This window comes from Oharaeibacter diazotrophicus (genome assembly GCF_004362745.1).
GTDB lineage: Bacteria > Pseudomonadota > Alphaproteobacteria > Rhizobiales > Pleomorphomonadaceae > Oharaeibacter > Oharaeibacter diazotrophicus.
Map to the genome: position 1 here is coordinate 147,073 of NZ_SNXY01000010.1, position 11,952 is coordinate 159,024.

The 11,952-nt window shown below is 74.1% G+C and carries 10 protein-coding genes; 6 read left to right on the top strand and 4 right to left on the bottom strand.

From position 1 onward, the window contains the following. Positions 1-116: 116 nt before the first annotated feature. The 5 genes from EDD54_RS18350 to EDD54_RS18370 all read left to right on the top strand — a co-directional run bounded on the left by EDD54_RS18350 (position 117) and on the right by EDD54_RS18370 (position 7,844). Positions 117-317: a YgaP family membrane protein gene (locus EDD54_RS18350; protein WP_126539371.1), complete on the top strand. Its 201-nt coding sequence runs from the start codon at positions 117-119 to the stop codon at positions 315-317. Positions 318-330: 13 nt separating this feature from the next. Continuing rightward, entirely contained in the window at positions 331-1,284 is a 954-nt protein-coding gene (locus EDD54_RS18355) for an efflux RND transporter periplasmic adaptor subunit (protein WP_126539369.1), read from the top strand. Continuing rightward, positions 1,281-4,499 (top strand): efflux RND transporter permease subunit, encoded by a 3,219-nt coding sequence (locus tag EDD54_RS18360; protein ID WP_126539367.1) that lies wholly within the window; start codon positions 1,281-1,283, stop codon positions 4,497-4,499. Before EDD54_RS18355 ends, EDD54_RS18360 begins: the two co-directional genes overlap by 4 nt. Positions 4,500-4,560: 61 nt before the next feature. Continuing rightward, positions 4,561-6,189 carry an ABC transporter ATP-binding protein/permease gene (locus EDD54_RS18365; protein ID WP_126539365.1) on the top strand — a complete coding sequence of 543 codons (1,629 nt, stop codon included), beginning with the start codon at positions 4,561-4,563 and terminating at the stop codon, positions 6,187-6,189. Continuing rightward, positions 6,186-7,844, top strand: a complete 1,659-nt coding sequence (locus EDD54_RS18370) for an amino acid ABC transporter ATP-binding/permease protein (protein WP_126539363.1) — start codon at positions 6,186-6,188, stop codon at positions 7,842-7,844. The genes EDD54_RS18365 and EDD54_RS18370 overlap by 4 nt, the downstream gene beginning before the upstream one ends. Here the strand turns inward: EDD54_RS18370 and EDD54_RS18375 are convergent. Continuing rightward, a complete protein-coding gene (locus tag EDD54_RS18375; RefSeq protein WP_126539361.1) occupies positions 7,817-8,023 on the bottom strand; it encodes a hypothetical protein in 207 nt (68 codons plus the stop codon). The two genes, EDD54_RS18370 and EDD54_RS18375, sit on opposite strands and share 28 nt — an antisense overlap. A gap of 87 nt (positions 8,024-8,110) precedes the next feature. On the opposite strand from EDD54_RS18375, the gene EDD54_RS18380 reads away from it, so the two are divergent. Next, a complete protein-coding gene (locus EDD54_RS18380; protein WP_126539359.1) occupies positions 8,111-8,710 on the top strand; it encodes a methyltransferase domain-containing protein in 600 nt (199 codons plus the stop codon). Between the two features lie 25 nt (positions 8,711-8,735). Here the strand turns inward: EDD54_RS18380 and EDD54_RS18385 are convergent, their stop codons facing one another. The 3 genes from EDD54_RS18385 to EDD54_RS18395 are packed head-to-tail and all read right to left on the bottom strand — an operon-like array spanning position 8,736 to position 11,913. Then, positions 8,736-10,160 carry an aldehyde dehydrogenase family protein gene (locus tag EDD54_RS18385; RefSeq protein WP_126539357.1) on the bottom strand — a complete coding sequence of 475 codons (1,425 nt, stop codon included), beginning with the start codon at positions 10,158-10,160 and terminating at the stop codon, positions 8,736-8,738. Between the two features lie 21 nt (positions 10,161-10,181). After that, positions 10,182-11,306, bottom strand: a complete 1,125-nt coding sequence (locus EDD54_RS18390) for an ABC transporter ATP-binding protein (RefSeq protein WP_126539355.1) — start codon at positions 11,304-11,306, stop codon at positions 10,182-10,184. After that, positions 11,296-11,913 carry a cupin domain-containing protein gene (locus EDD54_RS18395; protein WP_126539353.1) on the bottom strand — a complete coding sequence of 206 codons (618 nt, stop codon included), beginning with the start codon at positions 11,911-11,913 and terminating at the stop codon, positions 11,296-11,298. Before EDD54_RS18395 ends, EDD54_RS18390 begins: the two co-directional genes overlap by 11 nt. Positions 11,914-11,952: the final 39 nt, after the last annotated feature.

An 11,952-nucleotide genomic window follows, 5' to 3' on the forward strand; every position in this document is an offset into this window, starting at 1 on the left:
CGACCCGGATGCGGTGCCGGACTTCCGACGGCACCGCATCCGGGGCACCACCGAGAGGGGTTGCGACCGCCGAATAATTCAGTATCTACTGAAATACGAAAATAGGAGTCTCCGCCATGACCCTCGACCGCAGCGTCCTCGCCTTCGCCGGAGCCATGGTGCTCCTCTCGGTGGTGCTGACCGTGCTCGTGCATCCGTATTTCATCTGGTTCACGGTCTTCGTCGGCGTCAACATGATCCAGTCCGCGTTCACCGGCTTCTGCCCGGCCGCCATGATCTTCAAGGCGCTCGGCGTGAAGCCCGGCACCGCCTTCTGACCCGGAGCCGACGATGCGCCTTCCGCTCGCCGTCCTCACCCTGGCGCTCCTCGCCGGCCCGGTCTCGGCCGGATCCGTCGTGGTGCGGCCGACCGCCGTCCCGGAGTGGAAGGCCGTCTACGGCCGCGTCGAGGCCCGCGACACCATCCCCGCCCGCGCCCGGATCGGCGGCACCCTGGTCGAACTCCTCGTCTCCGAGGGCGACCGGGTCGCCGCCGGCCAGCGCATCGCCACCGTGCGCGACGACAAGATCGCGTTCCAGGTCTCGGCCCTCGACGCCCAGCTGAAGGCGCTCGGCGCCCAGCTGAAGAACGCCGAATCCGACCTCGCGCGCGCCCAGGCTCTGGTCGACAAGGGTGTCGCCACCGCCCAGCGGCTCGACCAGCTCCGCACCCAGGCCGACGTCTACCGCAACCAGATCGCCTCCACCGAGGCGCAGCGCCAAGTCGTGGTGCAGCAGGGCGACGAGGGCGCCGTCCTCGCCCCCGCCGCCGGCCTCGTGCTGACGGTGCCGGTCACCCGCGGCGCCGTGCTGATGCCCGGCGAGACGGTGGCGACGGTCGCCGGCGGCGGCTTCTTCCTGCGCCTCGCCATTCCCGAGCGCCACGCGGCGCTGCTGAGGGAGGGCGCCGCCCTCGACGTCGAGACCGGCACCGGCACGGCCGCCGGCCGGCTCGCCAAGGTCTACCCGCAGATCGAGAACGGCCGCGTCGTCGCCGACGTCGAGGTGGGCGACCTGCCGACCGCCTTCGTCGACGCCCGCCTGCTGGTGCGCGTCCCGATCGGCGAGCGCGCCGCCCTGACGATCCCGGCGGCCGCGGTCGTGAGCCGCGCCGGCCTCGACTTCGTCAAGGTGCGCGCCGGCTCCGGCGAGAGCGAGCGCACCGTCGTGGTCGGCGAGCGCCACGGCGACGCGGTCGAGGTGCTGACCGGCCTCGCGGCCGGAGACGAGGTGATCACGCCATGAAGCTCGGCATCGCCGGCGGTCTGACGCGGGCCTTCATCGGGTCGGCGCTGACGCCCCTGTTCCTGCTCGCCGCGCTCGCCATGGGCCTCGTCGCCCTGGTGACGCTGCCGCGCGAGGAGGAACCGCAGATCTCGGTGCCGATGGTGGACATCCACGTCCGCGCCCCCGGCCTTCGTGCCGAGGACGCGGTCAAGCTCGTCACCGAGCCGCTCGAGACGATCGTCAAGGCGATCGACGGCGTCGAGCACGTCTATTCGCAGACCCGCGACGACGCGGTCATGGTCACGGCCCGCTTCCTGGTCGGCACCTCCGCCGACGCCGCGGTGCTGCGCGTCCACGACAAGCTCGCCGCCAACATGGACCGCATCCCGGTCGGCATCCCCGAGCCGACGGTGGTCGGCCGCGGCATCGACGACGTCGCCATCGTCTCGCTCACCCTGTCGCCGAAGCCCGGCGCCGCCGCGGCGGTCGGCGCCGCCGACCTCACCCGGATCGCCCGGGAACTGCGCGCCGAGGTCGCCAAGGTCGAGAACGTCGGCCTGACCTATCTCGTCGGCGAAACCGGCGACGCCATCCGCATCGCCCCCGATCCGGATCGCCTCGCGCTCTACGGCGTCACGCTGCAGCAGCTCTCGGCCAAGGTCGGCGCCGCCAACCGCGCCTTCTCCACCGGCCTCGTCCGCGACGGCGGCGGCGAGATCGAGGTCGTCGCCGGCGAGACGCTGAAGACCCCCGCCGACATCGGCGACCTCCTGATCACCAGCCGCGACGGCCGGCCGGTCTACGTCCGCGACGTCGCGGACGTCGCCTTCGTCACCGACACCGCCGACCTCCACGTCGCCACCGTCGTCCGCGGCGCCGACGGCGCGCCGGTGCGCGTGCCCGCGGTGACGCTGGCGATCGCCAAGCGTGCCGGCGCCAACGCCGTCACCGTCGCCGAGGACGTGCTCGCGCGCGTCGAGGCCCTGCACGGCCGCCTGATCCCGGAGGACGTCGCGGTCGAGGTGACGCGCGACTACGGTGAGACCGCGAACGAGAAGGCCAACGAGCTCTTGTTCCACCTCGGTCTCGCGACGCTCTCGATCATCGCGCTGGTCTGGGTCGCGATCGGCCGGCGCGAGGCGCTGGTGGTGGCGATCGTGATCCCGGTCACGATCCTGCTGACGCTGTTCGCCGCCAACCTGATGGGCTACACGCTCAACCGCGTCTCGCTGTTCGCGCTGATCTTCTCGATCGGCATCCTGGTCGACGACGCCATCGTCGTGATCGAGAACATCGCCCGCCACTGGGGCATGGCCGACGGCCGTTCGCGCCGCGACGCCGCGGTCGAGGCCGTCGCCGAAGTCGGCAACCCCACCATCGTCGCCACGCTCACCGTGGTCGCGGCGCTGCTGCCGATGCTGTTCGTGTCGGGGATGATGGGCCCCTACATGAGCCCGATCCCGTCCAACGCCTCGGCGGCGATGATCTTCTCCTTCTTCGTCGCGGTGATCGTGACGCCGTGGCTGATGCTGAAGGTCGCCGGCAGGGCGCCGCTCCACGGCGACCACGACGGCCACGCCCACGGCGGCGTGCTCGGACGGGCCTATGCCGCGGTGGCGCGGCCGGTGCTGTCGTCGAAGGCGGCGAGCTGGGCGTTCCTGCTCGCGGTCGGCGTCGCCACCCTCGGCTCGCTCGGCCTGTTCTACACCCGCGACGTCACGGTCAAGCTGCTGCCCTTCGACAACAAGTCGGAGCTCGCCGTGGTGATCGACCTGCCCGAGGGCTCCTCGGTCGAGGCCACCGACGCGGTCGCGCAGGCCGTCGCCGCGGTCGCGCTCGCCATGCCCGAGGTGGTTTCGGTCCAGACCCACGCCGGCACCGCCGCGCCCTTCAACTTCAACGGCCTCGTCCGGCATTCCTACTTGCGCGCCGAGCCGCAACTCGGCGACGTCCAGCTCAACCTGACCCCGAAGGGCGCGCGCGAGCGCTCCAGCCACGCCGTCGCGCTCGACCTGCGCCGGGCGATCGCCGCGGTGCCGGTGCCGGCGGGGACGTCGCTGAAGGTGGTCGAGCCGCCGCCCGGTCCGCCGGTGATGGCGACCCTGCTCGCCGAGATCTACGGTCCCGACGCCGAGACGAGGCGCCGCACCGCCGAGAAGGTCGAGGCCGCCTTCCGCGCCGTGCCCTTCGTGGTCGACGTCGACAATTCCTTCGGCACCCCCGCCGAGCGGATCCGCGCCACCATCTCCACCGACGACCTCGAATTCTTCCACGTCGAGGAGAGCGACGTCTTCGACACGCTGTCGATCCTGAACGGCGCGTCCACGGTCGGCTATTCCCACCGCGGCGGCGGCCGGGCGGCGATCCCGATCGTGCTGGAGCGGCCGAAGGGCGAGAAGGTGCTCGACGAGAAGGCGCTGACGACGCCGATCCCGGCCAACGTGCTGCCGGGTGACCGCGGCGTGGTCGAGCTCGGCGACGTCGTCCGGCTCCGCCGCGAGACCGCGTCCTTCCCGATCTTCCGCCACAACGGCCGCTTCGCCGAGATGGTCACCGCCGAACTCGCCGGCGCCTACGAGGCGCCGCTCTACGGCATGCTCGCCGTCTCCGAGGCGCTGGACGCCGAGGATTGGACCGGCCTCGAGAAGCCCGCGATCGCGCTCCACGGCCAGCCCGCCGACGAGACCCGGCCGACCCTGCTCTGGGACGGCGAGTGGGAGGTCACCTGGGTGACCTTCCGCGACATGGGCGCCGCCTTCGGCGTCGCCATGCTCGGCATCTACATCCTGGTGGTCGCCCAGTTCGGCTCGTTCAAGCTGCCGCTCGTCATCCTGACGCCGATCCCGCTCACCTTCATCGGCATCCTCGGCGGCCATTTCCTGTTCCACGCGCCGTTCACCGCGACGTCGATGATCGGCTTCATCGCGCTCGCCGGCATCATCGTGCGCAACTCGATCCTGCTGGTCGACTTCGTCCGCCACGCCCCGCGCGTCGAGACCGGCCCGGACGGGGCGTCGCGCGAGCGCACGCTGACCGAGATCCTGGTCGAGGCCGGCTCGATCCGCTTCAAGCCGATCCTGCTCACCGCCCTCGCGGCGATGATCGGCGCGGCGGTGATCCTGACCGATCCGATCTTCCAGGGCCTCGCGATCTCGCTGCTGTTCGGCCTCGCCTCCTCGACCCTGCTGACGGTGTTGGTGATTCCGGCCATATACAGGGTGCTGAGGACGTGAGGGCGAGGGCATGGCCGCGAGGGTCGGGAACGGGGGAGGGCGGCCGGGAGCCGTGACGGCCGTGCCGCCGTCCCGGGGCGCGCTCGCCTTCGCGCTCGCCGCCAGCCTTTTCGCGATCCCGCAGGCCCTGCTGCTCGGCGATGCCGTCGCCACCGTCGCGATCGGCCCGGACGCCGGCCTGACCGGTCTCGTCGGCTGGCCGCTCTGGCTGCTCCTCGCCGCCGTCGGTGTCGCCCGGGTCGGCCTCGACGCCGCCGCCACCCGGCTCGCCGGCCTCGCGGCGGTCGCCGCCAAGGGCGTCCTGCGCGGCGCCTGGCTGTCCGGCTTCGCGCGCTGGTCGCCGGTCGCGCCGCGGCGGGCCGCGACCGGCGACGTCGTCGCGACCCTGGTCGACCGCGTCGACGGGCTCGACCCCTGGTTCGTGCGCTACCCGATCGCGCGGCTGCGCATGGCGGTGGTGCCGCCGGCGATCCTCCTCGCCGTGTTGCCGCTGAGCTGGGCCGCCGCGCTGCTGCTGCTCCTCGCCGGCCCGTTCATTCCCGTGTTCATGGCGCTGATCGGTGCGCGTGCGCAGGCGGTCGCCCGCCGCCGGCTCGACGAGGCCGGCGACCTCGACTCGCTGCTGCTCGACCGCGTCGGCGGCCTCGCGACCCTGCGCGCCCTCGGCGCCGGCGACCGCGTCGCCGCCGAGATCGCCGGTCGCGGCGAGGCCCTGCGCGGGCGCACCATGGAGGTGCTGGCGGTCGCCTTCCTGTCGTCGGCGGCGCTGGAGTTCTTCGCCTCGGTCGGCATCGCCCTCGCCGCCGTCTTCATCGGCTTCCACCTGCTCGGCTTCATCGGATTCGGCGGCGACTTCGGCCTCGCCGGCGGCGTCGCGATGCTGGCGTTGGCGCCGGAGTATTTCCAGCCGTTGCGCGACTTCGCCGCCGCCTACCACGACCGCGCCGACGCCCTCGCCCTCGACGCGCGCGGCGAGGACGTCTTCCGTGTCGCCATCCCGCGCATGGCGGCGTCGACGCGGCGCCGGCGCGCGTCGGCCCCTGCGGAGGCGCCCGCCGTCGCGGTCCGCGACCTTCGCGTCGCCGCGGCCGGGCGGTCGGGTACGGTGCTGGACGGCGTCTCCTTCGACCTCGCGGCCGGCGGCCTCCTCGCCGTCACCGGGCCGAGCGGGGCCGGCAAGACCACTTTGCTCGCCTGCCTCGGCGGTCTCCTCGCCGACGTCGAGGGCACCGTCCTCGTCGGCGGCCGGGCACCCGGCGACGCCGCCGGCCCGCCCGCCTGCTGGCTCGGCCAGGAGCCGCTGATCCGCCAGGGCTCGGTGCTCGCCAACCTCGCCCCCGCCGGCGTGCCGCCGTCGCGCGACGAGGCGTGGCGGGTGCTCGGCGCGGTCGGGCTCGCCGACGTGGTGCGGCGGATGCCGCGCGGCCTGCTGACGCCGCTCGGCGAGACCGGCGCCGGCCTGTCGCGCGGCGAACTGCGCCGGATCGCGGTGGCGCGTGCCCTGCTCGACCCCGCCCCGCTGGTGCTCGCCGACGAGCCCACCGCCGACCTCGACGCCGTCTCCGCCGCCATCGTCCGCCGCGCCGTCGTCGCCATGGCCGGGCGTCGTACGGTGGTGGTCGCCACCCACGACGAGGCGCTCGCCGCCCTCGCGCCGGCGCGGCTCGCCCTCGCGGCGGTGCCGGCATGACCGGGACGCGCGCGCTCGCCGCGCTGCTCTCCGCCTTCGCCCGCCGCTGGCCCTGGCGCCTCGCCGGCGGGGTGGCGCTGGCCGCCGCCGCGCTCGCCGCCGGCGCCGGCCTGCTCGCCGCCTCGGGCAACCTGATCGCCGGCTCGGCGCTCGCCGGCCTCGGCCTGATCGTGTTCGACACCTTCCGCCCGAGCGCGATCGTGCGCCTCCTCGCGATCGTCCGGACCGCCGCCCGCTACGCCGAGCGGCTCTCGACCCACGACGCCACGCTGCGCTTCCTCGCCGACCTCCGGGTCGACGTCTTCCGCGGCCTCCTCGCCCGTCCCCGCGGCGGCGAGCGGCCGGCGCTGCTGTTCAACCGGCTCGCCGGCGACCTTTCCGCCCTCGACGGCCTGCCGATCCGCTTCGCGGTTCCGGTCGCGGCGGCGGCGCTCACGCTCGCGGGCACCGCGCTGGCGCTGTCGGCGGTGTCCTGGACCCTCGCGGCGGCCGCGACCCTGCCGGTCGCGCTCGGCGGCGTCGTCGCGCCGGTGCTGCTCGCCGGCCGGGGCGGTTGGGCGGCGCAGCGCAAGCAATACGCCCTCGATGCCGCCCGCGTCCGCCTCGTCGACCTCGACCGCGGCCGCGCGGAACTCGGGGCCGGCGGCGGCCTCGCCGAGGCGGCGGCCGGCGTCCACGACGCCTTCCAGCGCGCCGCCGCCGCCGAGCGCGCCACCTGGAGCCTCGACCTCGCCGTCCGGCTCGCCGCCGGCCTTGGCCACCAGGGCGCCGTGCTGGCGACGCTCGCCGTCGGCGCTGGGCTCCATCGCGACGGCGCGCTGTCCGGCCCGGCCTTCACCGGCGTGGTGCTGTTCTCGCTGGCGCTCGGCGAGGCGGTGGCGCCGCTGCGGGCGCTGGCGCTCGAGTACGGCCGCTGGACCCTCGCCGCGCGCCGGATCGCACCGCTCGCCGCCCCCGTCGCGCCGGCGTCGCCGCCCGTTTCGGAAGGATCGGGCGGTGCCGTCGCGCGGCTGGCCGGCGTCGCGGTCCGGGAGGCGGGGGCTGCGACCGCCCGTCTCGAGGGCGTCGATCTCGTGGTGGTGCCGGGGCGGCGGATCGCGCTGGTGGGACCGAGCGGCGGCGGCAAGTCGACCCTGATCGGCCTCCTCGCCGGCACCGTCGCGGCCACGGCCGGGAGCGTCCGGCGGGCGCCGGGGCTCGTCGTCGTCGGGCTCGGCCAGCGCACCGAACTCTTCCGCGGCTCCGTCGCCGACAACCTCCGCCTCGCCGCGCCGGACGCCGGCGACGGCGCCCTCGCGGCGATGATCGAGGCGGTCGGGCTCGGCCCGGCGCTCGGGCCCGACGGCCTCGCCCGCCGTCTCGGCGACGGCGGGTCGGGCCTGTCCGGCGGCGAGCGCCGGCGCCTCGCGATCGCGCGCACGTTGCTCTCCGACGCCGACCTCTACCTCCTCGACGAGCCGACCGAGGGGCTCGACGCGGTCGCGGCCGCGCGGGTGTTCGACCTCGTCCTCGAACGCACCGCCGGCCGCACGCTGGTCTTCGCCACGCACCGCCCCGCCGAGGCGGCGCGCGCCGACGTCGTCGTCGAGATCCGCGACGGCCGCCTCGCCGCCGCCGTCCCCGCCGCTCAGTGGCGCGGGGCGGTCGACGCGTAGATCTTCTTGGCGATCATGACGGCGAACGGGATCGCGACCAGGAAGCCGGTGCCGGCGGCGAACGGGATCAGTTTCATGCCCTGGGCGTAGAGCGAGGGCACGGTGACGACGACGGTGAGGAACGAGCCGGCGAGGGTGGTGCCGAGCATGATCCAGACGAGGATGGCGAGCTTCAGCATATTAGAAACTCCTTTCGGAACGCGCCGACACTAGCCTTGTCGCCGATCGGGGGACTTGACGTGGATCAACCGGAGGAGGAACGGGCGATGAACCCCTGGGACCAGCGCTACGACCGCGCCGACTACCTGTTCGGCACCCGCCCGAACGCCTTCCTGGAGCGGTGCGCGCCGCTGCTCCGGCCGGGCGCCACGGCGCTCGCGGTCGCCGACGGCGAAGGTCGCAACGGCGTCTGGCTCGCCGAGCGCGGTCTGGCCGTGCGCTCTGTCGACGGATCGGCGGTGGCGGTCGCCAAGGCGTGCCGGCTCGCCGCCGCGCGCGGCGTTGCGCTCGCGGCCGAGGTCGCCGACCTCGACGGCTGGGACTGGCCGATCGGGACCTGCGACGTCGTCGTCGCCATCTTCGTGCAGTTCGCCGCGCCGCCGCTCCGGGCGCGTATGTTCGCGGCGATGCGCGCCGCGCTCGCTCCCGGCGGCCTGCTGCTGCTCGAGGGTTACCGCCCCGAGCAGATCGCCTACGGCACCGGAGGACCATCGGCGGTGGAGAACCTCTACACCGCCGACCTGCTGCGCGCCGCCTTCGCCGACTTCGAGATCCTCGAACTCGCCGCCTACGACGCGGTGCTGGAGGAGGGCACCGGCCACGCCGGCCCCTCCGCGCTGATCGATCTCGTCGCCCGCCGGCGGTGAAGCCGCCGACCGGCCCGCGTCCGGCTCAGTTCCAGCCGACCACGCCCTTGATCTCCGTGAAGTCGTGGATGCCCCAGTCGGCGTATTCGCGGCCGTTGCCGGACTGCTTGTAGCCACCGAAGGGCGCCATGGTGTCCCAGGCGGGGTAGTTGAGGTAGACCGAGCCCGCCCGCATCCGGAGCGCGACGCGGCGGGCGTGCTCGACGTCGCTCGACTGCACGTAGGCGGCGAGGCCGTAGACGGTGTCGTTGGCGATCCGGATCGCGTCCTCTTCGTCGGCGTAGGACAGGATCGACAGCACCGGCCCGAAGATCTCCTCGCGGGCGATCGTCATCGCCGGCGTGACGTGGCCGAACACGGTCGGCCGCACGTACCAGCCGCGGTTCAGGCCGTCGGGACGGCCGGGGCCGCCGGTGACGAGGGTGGCGCCCTCGGCGATGCCGGTCTCGATCAGGCGCTGGATCTTGTCGAACTGCAGCTGGCTGACGACCGGGCCGAGGTCGGTGCCCTCGGCGCGGGGATCGCCGACCTTGATCGCCTCGGCGGCGGCCTTGGCGATGGCGAGCGCCTCGTCGTGGCGGTCGGCCGGCACCAGCATGCGGGTCGGCGCGTCGCAGGACTGGCCGGAGTTGCCGAAGCAGGAGGAGACGCCCTTGGCGACGGCGTCGGCGAAGTCGGCGTCCGGCAGGATGATGTTGGCCGACTTGCCGCCGAGCTCCTGGGCGACGCGCTTGACCGTGTCGGCCGCGGTCTTGGCGACCAGGATGCCGGCGCGGGTCGAGCCGGTGAACGAGACCATGTCGACGTCCGGATGGCCGGCCATGACCTGCCCGACGTCGGGACCGGTGCCGTTGACGAGATTGAACACGCCCGCCGGCACGCCGGCGGCGTCCATCACCTCGGCGAAGACGATGCCGCTGATCGGGGCGATCTCGGACGGCTTCAGCACCACGGTGCAGCCGGCCGCGATCGCCGGCGCCACCTTGCAGACGATCTGGTTCAGCGGCCAGTTCCACGGCGTGATCAGCGCGCAGACGCCGATCGGCTCGCGCAGGATCGTGGTGGTGCCGCGCGTCTCGACGAGTTCCATCGCCTCGAAGGCGGCGATGGTCGCCTCCATGTGGCCGCGGCCGGCCCAGGCCTGGCTGTCGAGCGCGAAGGGCAGCGGCGCGCCCATTTCCCGGCTGACCGCGTCGGCGATGTCGTCGAAGCGGTCGTTGTAGGCCGCGAGGATGCGCTTCAGGAGATCGAGCCGCTCGGCCTTGGAGGTCGCGGCGAAACGCGGGAACGCGGCCTTGGCGGCGGCGACCGCGCGGTCGACATCGGCGGCGCCGCCGATCGCGATCTCGGTGAACGCCTCCTCGGTGGAGGGGTCGAGCACCGCGAGCCGGCGCGGCTCGACCGGGTCGACCCAGCGGCCGTCGATGTAGAACTGGAGATGGTGGCTCATCGGATCACCTCGGACTGTCCGTCACGCGGACGGAGCGGTGGCGGCCCCGTCGGGGTCCGCGGGAAGCAGGGCGCAGGCGGAGCCCGGGCGGAGCGCCACGGCGACGCGGTCGCCGGCCTTCGGCGCAGCCGCGCCGCCGCCGCGGGCGACGTCGACGATCAGCTCGGGGCCGTCGTCGTCGAGCCGGACGTGGACGCGCAGGCTGCGGCCGTGGAACACGCTGCCCTCGACGGTGCCCGCCGCGGCGCCGGCGGTGCAGGCGGTGGCGATCGCGAGATCCTCCGGGCGCAGGCCCGCGAGCACCCGGTCGCCGGCCCGGAGCGACGAGGCGGCGTCGAGGGACGCGGTCAGCGTCATCCCGGCGGTGGCGACCGACGCTGAGCGCGCGCCGTCGCGGGCGAGGACGCGGCCGGGCACGAGGTTCATCGCGCCGATGAAGCTCGCCACGAAGCGCGTCGCCGGACGGTCGTAGAGTTCGGCCGGGCTCGCCGCTTGCTCGATCCGGCCGCGGTTCATCACCACGATGCGGTCGGAGATCGACAGCGCCTCGGTCTGGTCGTGGGTCACCATCACGAAGGTGGTGCCGAGTTCGCGCTGGAGCCGCTTCAGCTCGATCTGCATCTGCTCGCGCAAGTTTGCGTCGAGCGCCGACAGCGGCTCGTCGAGCAGCAGCAGCCGCGGCTCGCAGACGATGGCGCGGGCGAGCGCGACGCGCTGCTTCTGGCCGCCGGACAGCGCCTGGACGCGCTGGCCGGCCTTGTCGGCGAGGCCGACCCGTTCCAGGGCGTCGGCGACGCGGCGGCGGCGTTCCCCGGCCGCGATCGGCCGCAGCGACAGGCCGAAGCCGACGTTCTCGGAGACGTCCATGTGCGGGAACAGGGCGTAGTCCTGGAACACGGTGTTGACCGGCCGGGCGAACGGGCGCAGCGCCGTGACGTCGCGGCCGTCGAGCCGCACGGTGCCGCCGGTCGGCGCCTCGAAGCCGGCGATCACGCGCAGCGTCGTGGTCTTGCCGCAGCCGGACGGCCCGAGCAGGCTCAGGAACTCGCCCTCGGCGATGTCGAGGTCGACCGCGTCGAGCCCGAGCGTGCCGCCGGGGAAGCGCTTGCTGACGGCCTCGAGCCGGAGCAGGGCGTCAGTCGCCATCGTGGGCCTCCTCGCGGGCCTTCTGCGTGTTGACCCAGACGATCCGGCAGGTCTCGGCACCGGTGTTGCGGAAGGCGTGCGGCAGCGTGCTCTTGAAGGCGAAGCTGTCGCCGGTCCGGAGCACGTAACGGGTGGCGTCGACGGTGAGTTCGACCTCGCCGGCGGTGACGATGCCGAACTCGTTGCCGGCGTGGGCGTAGGTGTCGGTGCCGCCTCCGGGCTCCACCGTCACCAGCATGCCGGTCAGCACGGCGCCGGGCGGCGAGAGGAGGTCCTTGGCGATGCCCTCCGACTTCACCGGCAGCGGCCGGCGCCGACCGGCGCGCACGCAGTAGAGGTCGTTCTCGGTCTCCTCGTCGCCGACGATCAGCGCCGACGGCTCGACGTCGAGCGCGGCGGCGAGCGGCCAGATCACGCGCACGCGCAGCGAGGTCATGCCGCGCTCGATCTGGCTGAGCGCGCCGATCGAGATGCCGGCGCGGGCGGCGAGGTCGGCCAGCGAGAGATTGCGCTCCAGGCGGAGCGCGCGCACCCGCCGGCCGAGCCGGACGTCGGCCTCGTCGGCGTCGCGGGCGGCCCTGTCGGTCGTGTCCGTGGCGTCGGTCATCCCGTTCCTCTTGGGTCGGCCGGCCCCGGCGGTCGTGCC